Below are 20,541 nucleotides of genomic sequence, written 5' to 3' on the forward strand. Positions count from 1 at the left end.
AACGACGGCGCCGGCGCCGCACCCGTCGTGGTCAGTGCCCGCGGCGCTTGAGCGGATGCTCGCTCTCGATCAGCGCCCGCGCGATCTCGATCAGCTTGATGTTGGATTGTTGCGAGACCCGGGTGAGCAGCTGGAACGCTTCAACGGCGTCGATACCGAAGCGCTCCATGATGACCCCCTTCGCCTGCCCGATGATGTCGCGCGAGGCCAGGGCGCTACGGAATTGATCGTTGCGGCGCAACATCGACCACGCCAGGGCGATGTGCGTGGCGAAAACCGTGCCGATCTCCATCGACTCCTCGGTGAACGCGTGCGGGTGGTCGGCATAGAAGTTCAGCGCCGCCATGCTGCCGCCGTCGATGAACAACTCGAACGACAGGATGGACCGGATCGGGGTCTGCTCGAGCGCCATGCGGCGGTAGCGCAACCAGCGCCGTTCGGCGCTCAGGTCGGCGATGTGCATGATGTGGTGCTCCCAGGCCGCGGACAGGCAAGGCCCCTCGCCGGAGGTGTCCTGGATGGTGTCCAGGACCATCGGGTAGCGATGCGTGGCGACCACACTGCTGACCGACGCGCCCTTCTCGGCCAGGGTGATCCCCGCGTACTGGGAGCCGGTGACGTGCTGGACCCCGTTGTCGAGCAGTTCGTACAGCCCGGCCGCGGTGCCGCTATGTTCACGATCCAGATTGGCCACCAGTTCCACCAACTGATTGGCAATCGTGGCGCTGCCGTCTCGCATCACATCACCCCCGGAACCGTTCGTGGCCCGCAGAGCCCTTCCTGATAGGCGTCGCGGTGGCGTCGCAAAGCCGCGGATACCAACGCTCACCAGAAGTCTATGAGCCATACAACGAAGCGCAAGGCACAATAACGAAACGCCTCGACGAGCGCGTAGGCGGCGGCATCCGAGCGGAGGACGCCCTGGGCCGTTTTTGCCCGGCCTGTCTCCGTGAAATCCCTAGTCGAACAGTCGTTTTCAAGACGTCGTCGGTCTCGGGGCGGCGCGGGACACTCCTCACCACCGAAGTCCGCCTACACTCGGGTCGGTGACCTCCATCGTGATCGTGGGAAGCGGCTTCACCGGATTCACCTGCGCGCGCCGTTTGGCCCGAATTCTGCGCCGGCGGCACGCGCCCGTGGACATCACGATCATTTCCCCGGTCGACTACATGCTGTACACACCGTTGCTGCCCGACGTCGCGGGCGGGGTGGTCGACGCCCGCTTTGTCGCTGTCCCACTGGCCAATTCGTTGCGGGGCGTGCACGCGGTGCGCGGCCGCGTCGACGGGGTGGACTTCGCGCAACAGACGCTGACGTATTGCGATCCCGAGGAACGCAGCCATTCCATGTCCTGGGACCGGCTGGTGCTCACGCCGGGGTCGGTGACGCGGTTGTTCGACGTCCCGGGCCTCGCGAGGCATGCGCGCGGGTTGAAGACCACCGCCGAGGCGCTCTACCTGCGCGACCACTTCGTCGAGCAGCTCGAGCTGGCCAACATCGAAGACGACCCCCAGGTGGCGGCGGCCCGGCGCACCGTGGTGGTGGTCGGCGCCTCCTACTCGGGCACCGAGTTGGTGGCGCAGCTGCGGGCGCTGGCCGACGCGGCGGCCAAACAGATGGGCTTCAACCCCGCCGAAGTGCGGTTCCTGCTCCTGGACCTGGCCGAGCAGGTGATGCCCGAGGTGGGCAAGAAGCTCGGCGAGGCCGCGATGAAGGTGTTGCGCAAGCGCGGTATCGACGTCCGGCTCGGCGTCACGCTCAAGCAAGCGCACGCCGATCACGTTGTGCTGAGCGATGATTCGCGCATCGACACGCACACGATCGCCTGGGTGACGGGGGTGACCGGCGCCCCGCTGATCCAAGACCTGGGGCTGCCGACCGAGAAGGGCCGGATCACGGTGCAGCCCGATCTGCAGGTGCCCGGTCACCCGGAGGTGTTCGCCGCCGGCGATGCGGCCGCGGTTCCCGACCTCACCCAGCCCGGCAAGATCACGCCGCCGACCGCCCAGCACGCCACCCGGCAGGGCAAGGTGCTGGCCCGCAACGTCGCCGCCAGCCTCGGTTACGGCAGCCCCAAGCAATACAAGCACCGCAACCTGGGTCTGGTGGTCGACCTGGGGCCCCGCTACGCGGTGGCCAACCCGCTGAACATCCACTTGTCCGGGCTGCCGGCCAAACTCGTGACGAGGTCCTACCACCTGTACGCGATTCCGCGCGGCGTCAACCGATGGGCGGTCTCGCTGGCCTACCTGACCGACGTGCTGTTCAACCGCTCCGTCGTCTCCATCGGGTTGTCCTCCGAGGACGACGCGCAATTCACGGCCAGCGAGGGCATCCCGATGCCCAAGACCAGCTGACCCTCAGCCTTCGGCGGACTGCTGGGCCATCGCGTAGGCGAGCTGAAGGAAGTCCGCCCCGGCCAACGCGCTGAAGACGCCCGCGATCAGCCGGGTGAACCGCGGTACGAACACCAGGCCGATGGCGAATCCGGTGGCGACCCACATGTCCAGGCAGAACGGGCAGGTCATCAACTCGCCCAGGCTGTGCCGAAGCTCGCTGTGCTCGCGGACCTCTTCCTGGACCTCGGCCGGGCCGCCGGTGCCCGCGTAATGCGTGAACGGGGCGCGCAGCGGACTGGTCACCGCGTCTTTGGTCAACGTTCGCGAGAGCTTGTGGGTGCCCAGCGTGAGGATGATCAGGTCCTGAATCCGCCAGCGCGACGGCAACGTGCGCCCGCTGACCACGGCGGCGACCACCGCCGCGGTCACGACGAGGCCGTAGACCACCAACACCGCCACGTAGCCCCTCAGCGGCCGGGGATTGTCGCCGCGGTAGGCGTCCGCCTCCTGGCGTGCACCGTCGACCACCTGGGCGCCGGTTTCCGTCAACTCACCCATCGCTTCTCCTTGAAGGCATAGGGGGTCGAGTACCCGGCGCCGCTCGCCGCAATCGGCGATCAGCTCACCGGCGCGTGCCCTGCCCGTCCCGGGACTCGGCGGGCTTGGCCGCCTTCGCCGCTTCTCGCAACGTGCGGTTGGTGGACCGCAGGTCGGTGTTGGCGGCCGCCAACGTCTCGTTGTCGTCTTCGAGATCGAGGATGCGCGCGATGCCGGCCAGGTTGACGCCGGCCTCGACCAGACCGCTGATGCGCCGGAGCCGCGCGAGGTCGTCGGCGCTGTAGCGGCGCGTTCCCCCTTGGCTTCTCGCGGGTGTGAGCAGCCCATAGCGTTCGTAGAGCCGCAACGATTGCACCGGAATCCCGGACAGTTCGGCGGCCACCGAGATTCCGTACACGCCGTGGCCGGACGCCGGCGCCCCGGCCTCGCCGCGATGTTCGACCATCGCACATCCCCTCAGCTGATTCACTCAAAAAATCTGTTTAGCACACTTGCATGAATATGTCGACAATGCTATACCGAATCTATGTCGTCAGACATAGGAAATTTGTCAGACTACCGCGTAGATCGGAGTGAGAGGTGACAACCATGCTGATGCGTTCAGATCCCTTCCGTGAGCTCGACCGCTTTGCCCACCAGGTCCTCGGCACGGCCGCCCGGCCTGCAGTCATGCCGATGGACGCCTGGCGCCAGGGCGAGGAGTTCGTCGTCGAGTTCGACCTGCCCGGCATCGATGCCGACTCGCTGGACATCGACATCGAGCGCAATGTCGTGACCGTGCGCGCCGAACGCCCGGCCCTCGACCCCAACCGCGAGATGCTCGCCACCGAGCGCCCGCGCGGCGTGTTCAGCCGCCAGCTGGTGCTCGGCGAAAACCTCGACACCGACAAGATCAAGGCCTCCTATTCCGAAGGCGTCCTGAGTCTGCACATCCCGGTGGCCGAGAAGGCCAAGCCCCGCAAGATCGCCGTCGGCCGCGGCGACGCGCAGCGGGCCGTCGCAGACGGCGCCGCTCAGCGCGAGGTCATCAACGCCTGACCGGGCGGCGGACCGGGCGGCGGCCGACGGCGCACGCGCTCGCGGCCGCCGCCCGCCACCGCAGTGAGCGAGGAGTCACGGTGGAATCAACATGGGAACTCAACGGCGCAACGGCCAGCGTCGAGCAGGCGTTGTCCGGCGGCAACGCGCAACCCGCGGGCTGGTTTCGGTTCCACTTCACCGATCAGCGGTGGGAATGGTCGGAACAGGTGCAGCGGATGCACGGCTACGAGCCGGGCACCGTCGTGCCCACCACCGATTTGGTGCTCTCGCACAAACATCCCGATGACCGCGGGCAGGTCGCGGCCACCATCGATCAGATCGTGCACACGCGCCAGGCGTTCAGCACCCGGCACCGGATCATCGACACCGGCGGAAACGTACGCCACGTCGTCGTGGTCGGCGATCGGCTCTACGACGACGACGGCGACGTGATCGGGACGCACGGGTTCTATATCGACGTCTCCGCATCGAACGGGCAGGTGCACGAGGACGCGGTCAGCGCGAAACTCGCTGAGATCAACGAGAATCGGGCAGGCATCGAACGCACTAAGGGCATGCTGATGCTGATCTATGGCCTCAGCGACAGCGCGGCCTTCGAGTTGCTCCGATGGCTCTCGCAGGAGGCGAATGTCAAGCTGCGCCCGCTCGCCGAGCAGATCGCCGAGGACTTCCGCGGCGCGGGCTTGCCGCTCAACACCCAGTCGGAATTCGACCATTTGCTCCTGACGGCGCACCAGCGCGTCCGTCCCGCCGACGACCGCGGATAAGGCGCTGCGGCCCACGTCTTTTCGGCGTGGGCGACCCGCTGGGGACCGTCCGCATTTATGCTGACCACGATGGCGAATCACGGCCCCGATCCCACGACGCCGCTGTGGCGCGCGGCGCAGGTTTTTCGGCTGCTGAGTTGCGTGTACGCCGCCGGGTTTCAAATCGCGATCAATCCCGATCTGCGCCGGCCCGCGCTCGGTTGGGTGCTGTTCGCGGTGCTGATCGGCTGGAGCGCGGCGTGCGCCGTCGCCTACCTGCGTGGGTTCGGGCGACGACCGTCCTGGGTGCTGGCCGAGATCGCGATCGCGGTGTTGCTCATGTGGTCGAACACCGTCGTGGCGACGCCGCACTGGGCGGCCGAGAACCAGACCTGGCCGACGACGTTGTGGGCGAGCAATCCGACGATTTCCGCCGCGATCCAGTTCGGCCCCGGTGGCGGGATGCTGACGGGCCTGGCGGTGATGGCCACCAATTTCGCCGTCAAGGACTACCTCGCCCTCAACCTTGGGCACAACGCCACCGTCATCATCGAGCTGGCCATCGGCATGGCGATCGGCATGGCCGCGCAGACCGCGCGCCGCGCGCACGCCGAACTGCAACGGGCCGCCCGGTTGAGCGCCGCGGTGCAGGAACGCGAGCGACTGTCCCGCGAGGTGCACGACGGCGCCATCCAGGTGCTGGCGCTGGTCGCCAAGAAGGGCCATGAAATCGGCGGTGCCACAGCGGAACTCGCCGACCTGGCGAGCGAGCAAGAACGAGCGCTGCGTCGATGGGTGGCGTGCGCCGATATCGATCGCGATGCCGACGGCGCCACGATGGATCTGCGCACGCTGCTGCGATGCCGGGCGTCCGACCGGGTGTCGATCAGCCTGCCGGCGACTCCGGTGTTGTTGGGACGCCGGATAGGGACGGAGCTCGACGCCGCGGTGGGCAATGCCCTGGACAACGTCGGTGCCCATGCGGGGCCGGAGGCACGCGCGTACGTACTCGTGGAGGACCTCGGCGATTCCGTCGTGGTCAGTGTCCGCGACGACGGCGTGGGCATTGCGGCCGGTCGACTCGAGGAGGCGGCGCGTCAGGGACGCCTGGGCGTCTCCCAATCTATCGTGGGGCGGCTCGCGTCGCTCGGCGGCACCGCGCAACTGCGCAGCGGCCCCGGCGAGGGCACCGAGTGGGAGTTGTGCGTGCCACGCCGGGAGGGACGTCGTGGTTGAGGATGCGGCGCCGGCGACGGTGATGGTGGTCGACGACCATCCGATCTGGCGCGATGCGGTCGCGCGCGACCTGGCCGAGGGCGGATTCACCGTGGTGGCCACGGCCGACGGGGTGGCCGCCGCGGGGCGGCGGGCGGCCGTGGTCAAACCCGACGTGGTGGTGATGGATATGCAGCTGCCCGACGGGAACGGCGCACAGGCCACCGCGGCGGTGCTCGCCGCGTCGCCGTCGACGCGGGTGCTGGTGCTGTCGGCCTCCGACGAACGCGAGGACGTCTTGGAAGCCGTCAAAGCCGGTGCGACGGGCTACCTGGTCAAGAGCGCCTCGAAATCCGAACTGGCACAGGCGGTGACGGCGACGGCCGCCGGCCGGGCCGTGTTCACCCCGGGGCTGGCCGGACTGGTGCTGGGTGAATACCGGCGCATCGCGCAGAGCAAGGACGACGGTCCCGCCCGTCCCAGCCTGACCGAACGCGAGACAGAGGTGTTGCGGTACGTCGCAAAAGGGCTGTCCGCCAAGCAGATCGCCGTGAAGCTGTCGTTGAGCCACCGCACGGTCGAAAACCATGTGCAGGCGACATTCCGTAAGCTTCAGGTCGCGAACCGGGTGGAATTGGCGCGCTACGCGATCGAGCATGGCCTGGACTCCGAACCGTGACCCGAGGGGCAGGCGACCGCCCGCGCGGCGACTAGTGCGGCCACGACCACGGCCATGCACACCAGCCCGTCGTCCTTGAGGCCCCACCTGATCGCGGCCAGGATCGCGACACCGGCCACGCACAGCAGCGCGCCGACGACCGCGCCCCGCCCGCGCGAGGTGACGGTCCCGGCGCCGTCCCAGCCGGCCAGCGGGTTGTTTTCGAGCGGCCGCAACGCGACGAACAGCACGGCCACGGCGAGGACCACGATGAGCACCTGCGCGACGCTGACGGCGAGGAAATCCGGCTGGCCCGGAAACCGCGGGGAGCCAAGGTAATCGAAGAGCAGGTGCACGCCCAGCAGCACCGGCATGTGCCACAGGTAGAGGGTCATTGCTCCGGAGTTGCCGATCGCGGTCCACCACCACACCCGCGGTCGCTGCGCCCAGCGCGCGATCGTCGGTGCGGCCGCGATGGCCAAGGCGCTCAAGATGATTGCGTGCCCGGCCAACAGCAACGACGGTGGGCTGGTGTTGGAAAGGTGGTGATCCCCGGTGCCGACCATGCTGATCTGGTAGGGCCCCCAGCGCACCAGTGCGACGTCAACGGCGAAGAAGACGCCGGCCACGGTTAGCGCGGCGCGGCCGCTGAGCAGCCGGCGGCGGTAGGCGACGCCGAACATGGCCGGAATGAGCCAGACGCACAAGTTGAGGTAGCCCAGCGGCATCATCGCCGGCGAATGCAGCCGGATGACGTCGATCAGCGCGATCGCGCCGTAGACCGCGGCCACCCCCGCGGCGAGGCGCCGCGCCGTGGTGATGCGATACAGCATCGGCATGGCGGCCAGCACCAGGACGTAGGCGCCCAGGAACCACAGCAGCTGCGTGCTGACGCCGGCAATCGGCTCGTAAATGTGTTGGGGCAGTGCCCGATACAGCACGGTCAGCGCGACCGCCCAGAATGCCAGGTAGTAGAACACCGGGCGGAACAGCCTGGTGCAATGTTTCATCAGCCAGTCTCCCCAGTTGGTGCCCGGGGACCAGGAGGACAGGCAGGCCGCGGCGCCGGCGAAGAAGAACAGCGGCATGATCTGAAGCAGCCAGGTCGCCGCCTGGAACAGCATCGAGTTGGTGAGCAGGTTGTCCCAGATCAGGACATGGTTTTCGATGACGCTGATGGCCATCACGGTATGGCCGAGCACCACACCGATCAGGGAGGTGATGCGGATGACGTCCAGGACGCGATCACGGTCGGCCGGCGTGCGCGCGGCCACCTCGGCGACGTCGGGAAATCTGGCGAGAGTTGACATGGGTGTCCTTCTGTGAATCGGGATGAAAGCGTTGCGGCGGAGCCGAAGTCGTGCGATGTGAGAAGCATTGCCGACCGCGCGGCTGTGAGCCTGAGCGGTTCTACGCGTTGGGGCTGAGTAGTACTACTCAGCTCGCGGTGTTGAGTGGGTCGTAGTCGGCCAGCAGCCTCTCGATGCGGGCTTCGTCGAGCCGGACCCGCACGGTCGCGGCTTCCTGCTGGTCGCGAACGACCTTGGCCAGCGTGAACGCGCTCGACACCAAGAAGAGGAAGGTGATGCCGAGGAACAGGCGTTGCCACGCGTCAAGGGGAAGAAAGTAAATCCCGGCCAGCGCGGTGAGAAAGCTGATCGCGAAGGCGACGGCGGCCTGAACGAAGAAGGCGGCGGTGGTTTTTGACATGCTGTTGGGAACGGTCATGCCAATAAGCCTGCGACGACGGACCCTTGGCGGGATCCGTAAGACTACTCAGATTTGGCGACGACTCGGGGTGCCCTCGACAGCGACGCCGCGACACTCGCGGCGCACGCCCCGAGCATCGTGGCGATCACCGTCGCCACCTCCACCACGGCGAAGTGGGCATCCACGACCGGCTTGACCACCAACACCGCGGCGAGGGCGGGCACGATCAGCCGCACCCACCACGCCACGAGGCTGTCACCGGGGATGCGTGAATTAGCCTCTGTGGCAAACACATACAACAAGACGAGCAACAGGGCCGCCGCGCCGAAAACGACCGTGGCGATCACGCGCATCCCGTGCGCCGAAAGGATGGCCGCCATCGCCGCGACAAGCCCTACCACCGCCACTCGCAGGCCGGTATTCGGCGTTGCCTCACGAGCGGCCGCCAGCCCGGCGGCGACGCGCACCGCCGCCCACCCCGAAGCCGACGCGGCCGCCGCCGTCAACGCGACGCCCGCGACGGCCATCCACGTCCAGCCTGCGTCGGCGTAGAACTCCGGAACAGCCTCGGTCAGAAACTTGGCGTTCCACCGCCACGGCCCCGCGACGCCCTGGTGGTCGCCCACCCACAAGATCACCGCCGCGCCGATCACCACCGCGACCGCCAGCGACATCGATCGGCCCGGCCTGGCGATGCGCGCGGCGCGGGCCGTGACGAGTTCGACGCCCACCATCCCCAGACCGAAGCCGACGAGCTGGCCGGACAGCTGGCTCGGCGTTGCGGCCGTTCCGATGACGACCGCGTCACTGCCCGCGGCGACGCGGGCGGTGACCGCCAGCGCAAGGTAGACGTAGACGAGCAAACCCGCGACCACGAGCAGCGCCACCACCGAGGCGACCACCCGAGTCGTCACCCAGCAGACGACGGCGCCGACGGCGAGCGCGGCCACCAGTGCGCAAGCCGGCAGCCACAGAACAACCTTGGCGGGGTCGTCACCGGAGGAAAAGTCCACCAGCACAACCGTTCCGAGCGCGACCGCGAACTTAGCCGCCAACGCGAGGTAGGCAAGCAGCTGAATGGCGCCCGCCGCGAAACCCGCCCGGGGCCCAGCGTGGCGCCGATCAACTCGGCGGTACTGCGCGCGTGCGGGGCGTAGGCGCCCAGCCGCGTCAAGGCATAGATCACCGGAATCACGGTCACAGCCCCGAGCAGCGCGCCCAGCCCATCCGCCGCCGCGGACGCGATCACGGCCATGCTCAGCCCGGCCGCTTGCCACGTCCCCAGCAGCGGACCGTTTGGACCGGATTCCGGCGGCGCCGGCGGGCGCAGCGATTTCTTCGGCATCGCTCCAGCATGACCCAGCGGCGCGCAATCGAATACCGAACGCCAACGCATTCCGATACTTTGTAGCCCCAGGGTCAAGGTAGGTAGGGCTGCACATGTCTGACACGGTGAAGGTGACCGTCGACCGCGACTCGGTCGCTATGGGCGACGACGTCGACTCCCATCGCGAGTTCTGGGTCTATCCCGCCTCGGCCACCATCGATGACCTGCTGGTCGAGATTTCTTCCCACTACGTACCGGGAATCGCCGGGCCGGCCGGGTGGTGCGTGTATCTGGACAACGACGACCGATCGCGCCACCGGGAAATCGGCCTCATCTATAGCCGGGATGACCTCAGGCAGCGGGATCACATCTGCAGGTTGTTGCCCGGAAAGACGACCATGAGCGATTTGACAAAACGCGTGGGGTCGCCGGAATTGGGCGTCTATGTGTCCTACCTGACTTTTGACGAAGCGCGACCCTTAAGCCTCGACGAGGTTGAGGGAAGTTCCACGTTCACCGGATGCCGGCCCACCAAGCTGGAATCCGAGGCCGCCGCCGACGCCAAACGCGACTGGGTGCTGATGCGTGAGCTGGACCGACTCGCGCGGAGCGTCGCCGGGGCGCGCCGCGACTGGGTTCGGGCCAATCTCCTTGCGGCGCCGCCGCCATGGATCGACATCTTCATCGCCCGCAACTTCCACTACCTGACCGAATTGCACTGCCCGGCCAGCATGTCAATAGCCGCAGAGCTTCTCGGCGTCGACGCCTCCCGCGATGAGGACTTGGCGGCAGTGGCCAACGCCGACGCGCGCCCGATCGTCGTGACGCTCGCGATGGTGCTGGCCGCCTTCGAATGGGGAACCCAGCGCGGCACGTGGCGGGCAGGAGAACAGCCATCCCACAAGGTCTACTTGGAGCTGCTCGCCCATTGCGGCTACCGGCTCTCGCCCATCGAACAGGTCATGGCCGGCCACATCAGCGTCGAGCAGCTCAAATTCGACGCGGCGGACGCCGCCAGGCTCGATCGGATCCGCCAACTCCGGGACCAGCAATACCAGCTCCGCATGAGCCGCTACTACGCCAAGACCATCACCGACGAGCAATACCAGGCCGCCATCGGACCCGTGCATGCCGAACTTTCCAGCCTGGGAGAGCTTCCCGGCCCCATGTAGGCGATTCGAAACGCTCAGGCGTCGATGACCACGCGCCCGTTTTTGGCCCGGGACACGCAGACCAGCATCTCGTCGTCACCCTCGGCGGCGCTCCCCCGTCGATCGACCTGTCCGGCAAGGACTTTCACCTTGCAGGTACCGCAGAAGCCCTGCTGGCAGGAATAGGCCGTCGTCGAGTCGCGGTCGAGCATCACGTCGAGTGCTGACCGGTTGGACGGCACGGTGAGGACCCGCTGCGAACGCGCGAGTTCCAGTTCGAACGGGACGCCGTCGATCACCGGCGGCGGTCCGAAACGTTCGTAGTGCAACGGCGCGTTCACGAGTTCGTCGCGCGCGATGCGCACCGATTCGAGCAGCGCGGTCGGGCCACACACGTAGACGGCGGTGGTTGGGCCGGCGTCGGCCAGCAGGTCCGCCGCGGTGGGGATCCGGCCGCGCTCGTCGTCGGCCCAGACTGTGACGCGGTCCGGCGCGACCGCCACCACTTCGTCGAGCAGCGGCATGTAATCGCGGCTGCGCCCGGCATACACGGCGCGCCAATTGATTCCGTGCTGCTGCGCGGTCTGGATCATGGGCAGGATGGGCGTGACCCCGATGCCGCCGATCACGAACAACACCTCGTGCTCGTCGGTGACGAGATAAAACGCGTTGCGGGGGCCTTCGAACTCGATCGAGTCCCCCACGTGCAAGGTGTCGTGCATTTCGATCGAACCACCGCCGCCGTCGGGAATGCGGCGCACGGCGATGCGATAGTCGGTGCGCCGCCCGGGCGCACCACACAGCGAGTACTGCCGGCGGCGTCCCGAAGGGAGCCGGACGTCGATGTGCGCGCCGGGCGTCCAGGATGGCAGCAATCCGCCGTCCGGGTCGGCCAGCGTCAACGCGACCACATCGGGCGCCGGCTCCTCACGTTTGGTGATCACCGCGGTCGTGGTCCGCCGCACGGGCTGGACCCGTGAGGGCGTCCACCGCGACGCCGACGCCATGCCGCCGAACAACGTGCCGACGCCGTACAACGCGGTGTACATCCGGTCGCGTTTGCGCCGGCCGTAGAGGTCGGCCGGAATGCTGTCCCAAATAGCCCGTGTCACAGTCATCCTCACGCCTGCCCCATGCCGTGACGGCTCGCGGGCTCCGACGTCCGGTTGACCCACTCGCCGGTGAATCCGGCGATGACGTCGGGATGCGAGGTGACCACCCAATGGCCACCCTCGATCGGGACGATCCTGCCGCCGTCCGGAATGGAGCCGGTAAACCGCTGCAGGGCGGGCGATACGAAATAATCCCGCCGGGCGACGAGCACCTGCACCGGCACCCGTGTCTGCGGCAACTGCTTCACGGGCACGAAGAACGGCGCCGGCATGTTCGCCCGGTACAGGTTGAGGCCGTTGAGGTAGTCGTCGATCGACCGGGTCGCCGCCGCCCGCTGCCGGTCGCTGCCGCGGCTGCGGCCCATACGTTCCACCGCGGCAAAGACTTTCCCCGTGGCGCGCGAACGGATCGCCAGCTCCGGCACAACCGGGCACAGGAAGAACCAGATGTACGACGACGCGAGGCCCTGCTTGACGACGTCGAAGACGGCGCGCGGTGTGCGCGGGGACCGTAGGAACCTGCCGGCATAGTTCAGGTGCGGCCCGGAGATCGACGTGAACGAGGCGACCTTGGCCATCACCGTATCGTCGGTGACCGCCGCCCAGCCCTGGATCGAACCCCAGTCGTGAGCCAACAGGTGAACCTGGCCAACCCCGAGGCTGTCGATCACCGCGCCGACATCGGAAACCAGCTGCGGCAGCACATAATCCGTTCGCCGTGCCGGTTTGGAGGAGTCGCCAGACCCGCGCACGTCATACGCCACGACGTTGAACCGGCCGGCGAGTTCACCTGCGACACCGTCCCACACGCGGTGATTGTCCGGGTAGCCGTGGATCGCCAGAACGGTGGGCCGCCGCGGGTCGATCTCCGTGTAGGCGTGGACGGCCAGCGAAACCCCGTCGGAGGCGATCACTGTGCTGGACTGAGTCATCCCGAACGCTCCCGTGTTCAGTGCGACGCGCGGGCGGCGGGTGAGCGGGCCAAATAGTCGACCGCGCGACCCACCCCGCCCAGCTGGGACGGATGGAAACTCGGCGTGTAGTAGGCGCCGATGACCCGCAGGAACTGGAATGGCCCGGGCACCAAGCCCCTTCGTGCCGCACGGAAGTAGTCGCGCCAGCGCGGTTTGGTCCCCGGTGGCAGGTACGGGTCGACCGAATACATGAACCGCACGCCGCGGATGAACAGCCACAGCAACGCGGGCGTCACGAGCAGCTGGGTGCGCACCTGCCGCCAATACCCGGCGCGCAGGTGCTTCATGGTGTCGAACGCGACGGCCTTGTGCTCGACCTCCTCCGCGCCGTGCCAGCGCAGCAAGTCCAGCATCACCGGATCGGTGCCCAGGGCATCGTGCTGCGGGGTGTCCAGAATCCATTCGCCCAGGATCGCGGTGTAGTGCTCGAGCGCCGCCACCATCGAGACCCGTTCGAGCAACCAGCTCTGCCGGCGACGCCGGCTCCAGTGCGGCCGGTCACCGATGAGTTGGGTGAACAGCCAGCGCATCTGGTCGGTGAAGGGCGTGACGTCGATGTCGTTGGCCGCGAAGTGCCCGAGCACCCCCGCGTGCGCCTGGGAGTGCATGGCCTCCTGGCTGACGAATCCCTGCACATCCCGCCGCAATTGATCGTCTTTGATCAGCGGCAGGGTGTCCTTGAACGCGTCGACGATGAACTCCTCACCCGCCGGCAACAGCAGATGCAGCACGTTGCAGAAGTGGGTGGTGAAGGGCTCGTTCGGCACGTAGTAGAACGGCAGCGTCGACCAGTCGAAGTCGACGTCACGCGCCTGCAGGACGATGCGCTCGTGATCGAGCGAGGCGTCATGCGGGCCCGCTGCCATGTCATCGACGGTGAACATCGTTGCCATCCCCTTTCCGTGCTAGGCGCTGCGTTGGGCCTCGTCCTCTACTTCAGTGATCAGACGCTCGCTGCGCAAGAACCGGACGAGGTGATCGACCGTCTCGGCGAGCGCCGGCTCGCGCAGGCGGACGGTGGCCAGCCCCCGCCGGTGACGGTACTGGGTGTTGTCGTAGCGCTTGTCGCGCATCGCCGCGATCTTGCCCGCCGACCGGGTGAGGAAGTCGACCAGCGGATACATCTGATCGTTCGGCGTGCACCGACGGTCCAGCTGCTCGGCGAACGATTCGATGTCGTGGTACTCAAAGCGGTACCCGTAGCGCTCGGTCAAGATCCGGGTGATGTCGGTCAGGTTGTAGTAGTCGTCGGCCGTCATGTTGAAGACACTGCCCGACTCGTCTGGGAGGTCCATCAGCGCGACGATGTGATCCGCGATGAGGTCCGCCGGCAGCAGGCTGATCTGGTTGAGCGCGTTGACGGCCAGACCGTGCTCGATCATGAACGCCGTGAGGCGCACCAGGATGTCGTCCTGGCTGCCGAAGCCCGCCCGGGTCGGAGAGATCAGCGACGGCCGGTAGATGCGGACGTCGAGGCCCTTCCGCTGCGCGGCCAGCGCCAGCTGCTCGCCGACCCACTTGGTTTGCGAGTAGCCGAAGTCCAGCCCGGCCATCTTCTCGTTCGCGTCCCACTCCCCGACCACCGGTTCGGTGCTCCAGCCGTAGATGAACGTGCTCGAGACCAGGTGGAAAGTCTTGCGGTGGGCGGTCATCGCCAGCCGCAACAGCTCGCGGGTGCCCTCCACGTTCGCGGGCCGCAGGGCGTCGTAGGTTCGCACGTAGTTGACCAGCGCGCCGTTGTGCACGACGGCGTCGACGTCCTCGGCGAGTTGCTGGAAGGCCGCCTCCCCGATGCCCAGCGCGGGCTCGGCGAGATCGCCACAGATCACCCGCACCCGCGCCCGGACCTCGGCCTCGAGCGCCGGGGTCCAGAGCTGGGCGCGGCGCAGCGACGCGACGATACGGTCCAAACCGTGCGCGGCGTCGGTGGCCCGCACCAGCGCGTGCACGTTGTACGACGTCCGGCTGAGCAGGCTGCCCACCAGGAACGGCCCCAAAAACCCGGTCGCGCCGGTCAGCAGGATGTCGGTGGGAGCACCCGCTCGCGCGGGCGCGAGCTCGGGCAGCGGCAGGGCGGCGTCGGCACGCATCTGCGCGGTCTCGTAGGCCTCGTAGTCGGCGGAGATCTGATCCAGCGCCCGGCGCAGGGCGTCCAGTGGCTGGCCGGATCCCTCGCCGAATTGGCGCATCAGCCCGAAGAATTCGGCCACCGTCAGCCGCTGCAGCAGGCGCGTGTTGACCTCGTCGGCGAGCTCGCCCGCGCCGTGCTCCTCGAGCACGGCCTGCAGGTCGGTGCGGAGTTCGGCCAGCGCCAGCGAATCGATGCCGAGGTCGGCGAACGAGCAGTCCTCGTCGCCGGTGAGGTCGTAGCTCTCGATGAGATTGCGGAAGCGCTCCAGCGGGCCCGCACCGACCTCCACGGCGTCGCGGGTCCGAGTGGCCGCCGGGTTGACCCAACTCGTGAACGCGGGCAGCGTGCCGTCCAGCCACAGCTGGCGGGTCCGCGCGCGCCGGATCTTGCCCGAGGTGGTCTTGGGGATGCTGCGTGGCGGCGCGAACACGATGGTGTGCGGATCGATGTGGCAGTGCCGCCGGATCGCGCGGGCCAGGGCCTTCGCGTCGGGCAGGTTGTGCTCGTCTCGCACCTCGGCAACCACGACCAACGCCTCCTGCTCGTCGCGCTCGACCGACAGCGCGGCGACGCACCCGCTGCGGACCTGGCCGGCGGAGCGTTCGACGACGGCTTCGACGTCGGAGGGGTAGCAGTTGACGCCGCGCACGATGATCAGGTCCTTGCTGCGGCCGCAGACGAACAGCTCACCCTCGTAGAGGAAGCCGAGATCGCCGGTCCGCAGATATGTGTGGTGGTCATCGCCGGCGATGCGGGCCCCGAACATCTCCGCGGTGAGCTCCGGGCGGTTCCAGTAGCCGCCGCCCTTGGAGGGCCCGTCCAGCCAGACTTCGCCGACCCGGCCCTCGCTCAGGGCCGTCCGCGATTCGGGATCGACGATGCGAACCAGGGTTTCGTCGATGGGCTTGCCGCAACTGACCAACGGGACCTGGTTGCTGTTCTCCGGCAACGCCTTTTCGACCCGTGCGACATTCTTTTCCAGCCCGCGCTTGTTCACCGTGATGGTCTGGCGCCCCCGGATCGAGACGATCAGGGTGGACTCGGCCATGCCGTAGGCGCCGGTCAGCGCCTCGGGCCGCAGGCCGTAGTCGGCGAACCGCTTCCGGAATTGGTCGAAGGTGTTGGCCCGCAACGGTTCTGCCCCTACGACGATGCACTCGAGGCTGCCCAGGTCGACACCGGCCAGCTCGGACGCGGGCAGCTTGTCCTCACGCAGGCAGTATTCGAGCGCGAAGTTCGGTCCCGGCGTGTGCGTGGCGCGCACATCGCTGATCAGCCGAAGCCAGGACGAGGGCCGCGCGAGGAAGTCCAGCGGCGACATCGCATGGGTGGACCCGCCCAGCAGCAGGATGAACATGTAGGCCGAGATCAGGCCCATGTCGTGATGCTGCGGAAGCCACGAGGCCAGGACCACGTCGCCGGTGAAGGCGGACCCGTTGGCAATCACGTTGGCGTGGCTGACGATGACGCCCTTGGGGTCGTTCGTCGAGCCCGAGGTGTATTGCAGGAAGAGCACGTCCCCCGGCGTGTCCGCCACGGGGGCGCCGCCGAATTCCTGGGCGCCGTCGGTGGCGAACCAGGGCAGCTCCGGCAGGGCGGCGTCGGACCACGCCTGTCCACCGTGGCGCTGGCCGAGCAGCAGCCGGAAGTCGTACTCGAACTGCTTCGTCGACAGCACGGCCTTGGCGCCGCAATCCCGCGCGATGAAACTGAGCTTGGCCAGTCCGGACTCGAACGACATGGGCAGCGGTGGGCTGACGGGGACGGCGATCACCCCGATTCGGGCGCAGGCATACAGCGCCGCGATCATCTCCAGGCCGGGGGGGTAGACGAGCAACGCGCGCTCGCCCGCTTTGAGGCCGGCCTCTTTGGACAGGTAGGCGGCCAGCTCGCGGGTGCGGTCGGCGAAGCTCTGATAGGTGTAGTGCTCGAGTTCGCGCCCGTCGGCGTCGACGAAGCGGAAGAGAGTTTGGTCCGGCTTCAGCGCTTCCCACTTGTGCAGGTAATCGATCAGCGTCTCCATCTTTGGAGCGACCCCCCTTCCAGGTTTGGGCTGAGCCCGGGAACGACTTCCGTCATGAATATAAAACCAATGTAACCCTGACGGCCGGTGAAGAGCAAAACATCCAGCAGCATTAATGGGCTATGCACAACACATTCACAGCTTCGACTTAAGCGGCGCATTTAATTGCATAAATCCTGATCTGTGTCGATACGGACTTCAGTATCTCAGTGGTGGATGACCAGGGATTATGCTCGACATTGCTCCTCAGATACTGACGTACGGATGTACTAATTCACGCAATTCATATGTCCCGCGGCGCGCGCAATAATAACCCTCTCACCCGCGTCACCTTATGGTCAAATCGCTGAGCCAGAAAAGATTTCCAAAATCCGATTTTCCGGGCTTTTTGTGCCCAGGCGCCGGAAGTGGATTGCGAACTAAAAAGTGACAGGCGTCACGGCGCGGGCGCGCTGTGCGCGCGGGCGATGGTGGACGGGGCGACCTGCGCGATGCGGATCCGCGGTCCCGCCCGGGCCACGAGCTTCACGATGCCCAGGAAGCGCTCCCCGTCGATGATGGGTGACAGCGGCTCGTCCTCGGCCTCGATGATCATCTCGTGGCCGTTGACGTCGCGCAGCCCGTTGCCGCGGAGCATGCCGTTGGTCAGCGCCGTGGGAAGCTGCGCCACGATCCGCGACGGCCGCAGGTATCCGGCCTGAAAGTGCAGCGCGCCCGGCTCGGCAGCCTTGGGGAACAACCGCAGCGGGCCGCCGATGCGCAGATCGATCGCGCCGGCGTGCAGCAGGCTGTGCGTGCGCGACGGGACCTCCTCGCCGTCGATGACCACGCGGGCGCTCGTGGGGGTGAACAGGATCGAGGCGTAGTTCGGCGTCTTGACCCGGCTCGGGGCGATCTTGGACGTGATGTAGTCGCCGAAGCTGCGGGCGATCACCCGCGCGACGGCGAGCCGACCGTGATCGGGGGCGTCGTAATACCGGTCGTAGAAGCGGTTCCCGACCCCGCCGGCGGCCAGCCCGAAGCAGAGGCGATGAAACGCCACGCCGTCGGCGGTTTCGCCGTCGAGCACCAGCGTGTCGAGCCGCATCTCGGGCGGAGGCTGATCGGCCTCGGCGGCGGCGACCAATGCGCGGATGATCGTCTCCGGCCGGCCGCGGACCCGGGCCTTGCGGGCCACCGCGTTCACGCTGCCCCCGTTGGACGGGACGAACGCCGGCCAGCTTTCCGGGTCGCCGATGCATCGCTCGGTTTCGTTGATCAACCAGTGCAGCGCGCCGTCGCCACCGTCGCCCACCAGGTGGGTGACGCGGGGACCGATCTGCGCGATGGTGTCGCGGAGATCGTCGATGGATGCGGTCTCGTGCACCTCGCCCCAGGGACCGACGAGGCGACGCAGTTCGTCGATGCGCCCGCGGGGCGCGGCACGATTCCGCCGCGCTTTCGGATTGACGATGACGCCTAGAAACATCCGGCGGTCCCCCACGCGTACCTGACAAAACACCGCTGTCGTGCTACCCGCGCCGGTGGGATGTCGCTGGTCATCCCAGGCACGATACCTGCGAGCGCCGCCGGACGAGCAATGCGTCCTCACCGCCACCGCGCGGCCGCTCGGCCCAGCGGCGCGCCCGGCAGGTGCGTCGTTAGGGTGTCTGCCATGGCCGATTGGACCGCAGCGGAGCTGCCCTCGTTCGCCGGAAGGACCGTCATCATCACCGGCGCCAACGCCGGGCTGGGTGAGGTCACCGCCCGCGAGTTGGTGCGGGTCGGTGGCCACGTCATCCTGGCCGTCCGCAACACCGACAAGGGGCACGCCGCCGCCGCCCGCATGGCCGGCCCCGGTCGGGCCGAGGTGCGCCAGCTCGATCTGCAGGACCTGTCGTCGGTGCGGCGCTTCGCCGAGGGCATCGACACCGTCGACGTCCTGGTCAACAACGCCGGCATCATGGCCACCAAACACGCGGTGACCGTCGACGGCTTCGAGGGTCAGATCGGCACAAATCACCTCGGCCACTTCGCCTTGACCAACCTGCTGTTGCCCAAGCTGACCGACCGCGTGGTGACGGTGTCCTCGCTGATGCACCACTTCGGCTATATCAGCCTCAAAGACTTGAACTTTCAGTCGCGGCCCTATTCGGCCTGGCTGTCCTACAGCCAGTCGAAGCTGGCCAATCTGCTGTTCACCAGCGAGCTGCAGCGGCGTTTGGACGGCGTCGGCGCGTCGCTGCGCGCCCTGGCCGCCCACCCCGGATGGTCGCACACGAACCTGCAAGGCAACTCCGGCCGCAAACTGGGCGACGCGGCGGTCCTGGCGGTCGACCGCATCGTGTCGACCGACGCGGAGTTCGGCGCCCGCCAGACGTTGTACGCGGTGTCGCAGGATTTGCCGGGCAACACCTTCGTCGGCCCGCGGTTCGGGCTGTACGGTCGCACCCAACCGACGTGGCGCAACTGGCCGGCCAAGAGCGCGGGCACCGCCGCCGCGCTCTGGGAACTGTCCGAGCGGCTCACCGGAACCGCATTCCCGCTCTGAGCGGGCCGCGTCTGTGCGGCTGGGCAACCGCGGGGCGCGGGTCGGCGCCGCGATTAAATTAGTAGTTCGAGCACAAGCCAGCTGGGTGAGGAGGTTATGCCATGTCCGACGTGCATCTGGCGGCCATTCTCGCCCTGTGTGCCGCGCTGGCATCCGCGATCGGCAACGTCGTGCGTCAGCGGTCCGCGCAGGAGGTCACCGACGGGCGGGTGGGCCACCTGACGTTGTTCGGCATGTTGCTGCGCGACACCCGCTGGTGGCTGGGCGGTTTGGGCGACATCGGCAGTTACGTGCTGCTGGCTGCCGCCCTCGACAAGGGCTCGGTGTTGCTGGTGATGTCGCTGCAGGTGACGGCGCTGCTGTTCGCGCTGCCGATTTACGCGCGGATGAGCCAGCACCCGATCACGCGCCGGGAGTGGACCTGGGCGCTGCTGCTGGCGGTCGCGCTGGCGGTGCTGATCGCGATCGGAGACCCGACCGGCGGTCAGCAGCGGGCGCCGCTGCAGACGTGGCTCGTGGTGGCCGCGGTGATCGGCCCGCTGTTGCTGCTGGGCTTGTTGGGCGCCCGCATCTGGGTGGATCGTCCCGTCGCGGCGCTGCTGCTGGCGGCGGTGGCCGGATCGCTGCTGGCGGTGTTCGCGGTCCTGATGAAGGGCGTCGTCGACATCCTCGAGCGCCACCCGGGCCAGGTGTGGCAATCCTTCGAGCTCTATGCCCTGGTGGGCTGCGGGGTGGCCGGGATGATCTATCACCAATCGGCGTATCGGGCCGGCGCGCTCACCGCGTCCCTGCCGACGATCATCGTGGCGAAGCCCGTGGTGGGTGGGATCCTCGGGATCGTCGTGCTCGGCGAGACGCTGGCGGCCGGCGGCTGGGAGTGGTTTGTCCTGGCGGTGACGGCTGTCGTGGTGATCGTGGCGACGGTGGGCCTGGCGCGCGGTGAGGCGGCCACGGTGTCGGCCGGTGCGGGGCGCGACGTGAAATCCAATGAGCGGCCGACCGCCGCTACCCAGGCGTGAGCGGGCC

Annotated in this window: 18 protein-coding genes and 1 pseudogene; 8 read left to right on the top strand and 11 right to left on the bottom strand. The window is 67.7% G+C overall.

Annotation, left to right across the window (positions count from 1 at the left end; translation table 11 throughout):
• Positions 1-31: 31 nt before the first annotated feature.
• Positions 32-739: a GAF and ANTAR domain-containing protein gene (locus W7U_RS15460; RefSeq protein ID WP_008259548.1), complete on the bottom strand. Its 708-nt coding sequence runs from the start codon at positions 737-739 to the stop codon at positions 32-34.
• Between the two features lie 307 nt (positions 740-1,046).
• Here W7U_RS15460 and W7U_RS15465 point away from each other — a divergent pair, with 307 nt between their 5' ends.
• Positions 1,047-2,357 carry an NAD(P)/FAD-dependent oxidoreductase gene (locus tag W7U_RS15465; protein ID WP_008259550.1) on the top strand — a complete coding sequence of 437 codons (1,311 nt, stop codon included), beginning with the start codon at positions 1,047-1,049 and terminating at the stop codon, positions 2,355-2,357.
• Positions 2,358-2,360: 3 nt separating this feature from the next.
• On the opposite strand, the gene W7U_RS15470 is transcribed toward W7U_RS15465, so the two are convergent.
• Positions 2,361-2,897 carry a DUF1360 domain-containing protein gene (locus W7U_RS15470; RefSeq protein ID WP_008259552.1) on the bottom strand — a complete coding sequence of 179 codons (537 nt, stop codon included), beginning with the start codon at positions 2,895-2,897 and terminating at the stop codon, positions 2,361-2,363.
• A gap of 64 nt (positions 2,898-2,961) precedes the next feature.
• A complete protein-coding gene (locus W7U_RS15475; RefSeq protein WP_008259554.1) occupies positions 2,962-3,342 on the bottom strand; it encodes a helix-turn-helix transcriptional regulator in 381 nt (126 codons plus the stop codon).
• Positions 3,343-3,485: 143 nt separating this feature from the next.
• On the opposite strand from W7U_RS15475, the gene W7U_RS15480 reads away from it, so the two are divergent.
• The 4 genes from W7U_RS15480 (at position 3,486) to W7U_RS15495 (ending at position 6,578) form a co-directional block, all read left to right on the top strand.
• Complete coding sequence (locus W7U_RS15480; protein WP_008259561.1) at positions 3,486-3,935, top strand: HSP20 family small heat-shock protein; 450 nt, start codon at positions 3,486-3,488, stop codon at positions 3,933-3,935.
• An 80-nt stretch (positions 3,936-4,015) separates the two neighbouring features.
• Positions 4,016-4,705, top strand: coding sequence for a PAS and ANTAR domain-containing protein (locus W7U_RS15485; RefSeq protein WP_008259563.1), 690 nt, complete (start codon positions 4,016-4,018; stop codon positions 4,703-4,705).
• A gap of 57 nt (positions 4,706-4,762) precedes the next feature.
• Positions 4,763-5,920, top strand: coding sequence for a DUF5931 domain-containing protein (locus W7U_RS15490; protein WP_008259565.1), 1,158 nt, complete (start codon positions 4,763-4,765; stop codon positions 5,918-5,920).
• Complete coding sequence (locus tag W7U_RS15495; RefSeq protein ID WP_008259567.1) at positions 5,913-6,578, top strand: response regulator transcription factor; 666 nt, start codon at positions 5,913-5,915, stop codon at positions 6,576-6,578. Before W7U_RS15490 ends, W7U_RS15495 begins: the two co-directional genes overlap by 8 nt.
• On the opposite strand, the gene W7U_RS15500 is transcribed toward W7U_RS15495, so the two are convergent.
• From W7U_RS15500 to W7U_RS15510, 3 genes and pseudogenes are all read right to left on the bottom strand, one after another.
• On the bottom strand, positions 6,542-7,867 hold the full coding sequence (locus tag W7U_RS15500) for an acyltransferase (RefSeq protein WP_008259570.1): 1,326 nt from the start codon (positions 7,865-7,867) through the stop codon (positions 6,542-6,544). The genes W7U_RS15495 and W7U_RS15500 overlap by 37 nt on opposite strands.
• Before the next feature lie 127 nt (positions 7,868-7,994).
• The gene (locus W7U_RS15505) at positions 7,995-8,285 is read right to left on the bottom strand and encodes a YiaA/YiaB family inner membrane protein (protein ID WP_008259572.1); all 291 of its coding nucleotides are present in this window, start codon (positions 8,283-8,285) and stop codon (positions 7,995-7,997) included.
• A gap of 44 nt (positions 8,286-8,329) precedes the next feature.
• Positions 8,330-9,612 (bottom strand): annotated as a pseudogene (locus tag W7U_RS15510) (hypothetical protein).
• Positions 9,613-9,707: 95 nt separating this feature from the next.
• Here W7U_RS15510 and W7U_RS15515 point away from each other — a divergent pair.
• Entirely contained in the window at positions 9,708-10,766 is a 1,059-nt protein-coding gene (locus W7U_RS15515; RefSeq protein WP_008259576.1) for a hypothetical protein, read from the top strand.
• A 14-nt stretch (positions 10,767-10,780) separates the two neighbouring features.
• On the opposite strand, the gene W7U_RS15520 is transcribed toward W7U_RS15515, so the two are convergent.
• The 5 genes from W7U_RS15520 to W7U_RS15540 form a co-directional block, all read right to left on the bottom strand.
• Positions 10,781-11,863, bottom strand: a complete 1,083-nt coding sequence (locus tag W7U_RS15520; protein ID WP_036429430.1) for a PDR/VanB family oxidoreductase — start codon at positions 11,861-11,863, stop codon at positions 10,781-10,783.
• Between the two features lie 2 nt (positions 11,864-11,865).
• Positions 11,866-12,789, bottom strand: a complete 924-nt coding sequence (locus tag W7U_RS15525; RefSeq protein ID WP_036429432.1) for an alpha/beta fold hydrolase — start codon at positions 12,787-12,789, stop codon at positions 11,866-11,868.
• A 17-nt stretch (positions 12,790-12,806) separates the two neighbouring features.
• Positions 12,807-13,715, bottom strand: coding sequence for a metal-dependent hydrolase (locus W7U_RS15530; protein WP_008259582.1), 909 nt, complete (start codon positions 13,713-13,715; stop codon positions 12,807-12,809).
• A 21-nt stretch (positions 13,716-13,736) separates the two neighbouring features.
• Positions 13,737-16,985, bottom strand: a complete 3,249-nt coding sequence (locus W7U_RS15535) for a thioester reductase domain-containing protein (RefSeq protein ID WP_008259584.1) — start codon at positions 16,983-16,985, stop codon at positions 13,737-13,739.
• 436 nt (positions 16,986-17,421) lie between these two features.
• The gene (locus W7U_RS15540; RefSeq protein WP_008259586.1) at positions 17,422-18,453 is read right to left on the bottom strand and encodes a diacylglycerol kinase family protein; all 1,032 of its coding nucleotides are present in this window, start codon (positions 18,451-18,453) and stop codon (positions 17,422-17,424) included.
• A gap of 186 nt (positions 18,454-18,639) precedes the next feature.
• On the opposite strand from W7U_RS15540, the gene W7U_RS15545 reads away from it, so the two are divergent.
• Both W7U_RS15545 and W7U_RS15550 read left to right on the top strand, forming a co-directional pair.
• Complete coding sequence (locus W7U_RS15545) at positions 18,640-19,515, top strand: oxidoreductase (protein ID WP_008259588.1); 876 nt, start codon at positions 18,640-18,642, stop codon at positions 19,513-19,515.
• 101 nt (positions 19,516-19,616) lie between these two features.
• Positions 19,617-20,534 carry a DMT family transporter gene (locus W7U_RS15550; RefSeq protein WP_008259591.1) on the top strand — a complete coding sequence of 306 codons (918 nt, stop codon included), beginning with the start codon at positions 19,617-19,619 and terminating at the stop codon, positions 20,532-20,534.
• The last annotated feature ends 7 nt before the right edge of the window (positions 20,535-20,541 follow it).

It is taken from the genome of Mycobacterium sp. H4Y (genome assembly GCF_000364405.1).
Lineage (GTDB): Bacteria > Actinomycetota > Actinomycetes > Mycobacteriales > Mycobacteriaceae > Mycobacterium > Mycobacterium intracellulare.

Excerpts from the sequence above, each read along its gene's own strand:
- W7U_RS15460 (WP_008259548.1), bottom strand. The coding sequence starts at position 739 with ATGCGAGACGGCAGCGCCACGATTGCCAATCAGTTGGTGGAACTGGTG.
- W7U_RS15470 (WP_008259552.1), bottom strand. The coding sequence starts at position 2,897 with ATGGGTGAGTTGACGGAAACCGGCGCCCAGGTGGTCGACGGTGCACGC.
- W7U_RS15475 (WP_008259554.1), bottom strand. The coding sequence starts at position 3,342 with ATGGTCGAACATCGCGGCGAGGCCGGGGCGCCGGCGTCCGGCCACGGC.
- W7U_RS15480 (WP_008259561.1), top strand. The coding sequence starts at position 3,486 with ATGCTGATGCGTTCAGATCCCTTCCGTGAGCTCGACCGCTTTGCCCAC.
- W7U_RS15490 (WP_008259565.1), top strand. The coding sequence starts at position 4,763 with ATGCTGACCACGATGGCGAATCACGGCCCCGATCCCACGACGCCGCTG.
- W7U_RS15500 (WP_008259570.1), bottom strand. The coding sequence starts at position 7,867 with ATGTCAACTCTCGCCAGATTTCCCGACGTCGCCGAGGTGGCCGCGCGC.
- W7U_RS15505 (WP_008259572.1), bottom strand. The coding sequence starts at position 8,285 with ATGACCGTTCCCAACAGCATGTCAAAAACCACCGCCGCCTTCTTCGTT.
- W7U_RS15515 (WP_008259576.1), top strand. The coding sequence starts at position 9,708 with ATGTCTGACACGGTGAAGGTGACCGTCGACCGCGACTCGGTCGCTATG.
- W7U_RS15520 (WP_036429430.1), bottom strand. The coding sequence starts at position 11,863 with ATGACTGTGACACGGGCTATTTGGGACAGCATTCCGGCCGACCTCTAC.
- W7U_RS15525 (WP_036429432.1), bottom strand. The coding sequence starts at position 12,789 with ATGACTCAGTCCAGCACAGTGATCGCCTCCGACGGGGTTTCGCTGGCC.
- W7U_RS15530 (WP_008259582.1), bottom strand. The coding sequence starts at position 13,715 with ATGTTCACCGTCGATGACATGGCAGCGGGCCCGCATGACGCCTCGCTC.
- W7U_RS15535 (WP_008259584.1), bottom strand. The coding sequence starts at position 16,985 with ATGGAGACGCTGATCGATTACCTGCACAAGTGGGAAGCGCTGAAGCCG.
- W7U_RS15540 (WP_008259586.1), bottom strand. The coding sequence starts at position 18,453 with ATGTTTCTAGGCGTCATCGTCAATCCGAAAGCGCGGCGGAATCGTGCC.
- W7U_RS15545 (WP_008259588.1), top strand. The coding sequence starts at position 18,640 with ATGGCCGATTGGACCGCAGCGGAGCTGCCCTCGTTCGCCGGAAGGACC.
- W7U_RS15550 (WP_008259591.1), top strand. The coding sequence starts at position 19,617 with ATGTCCGACGTGCATCTGGCGGCCATTCTCGCCCTGTGTGCCGCGCTG.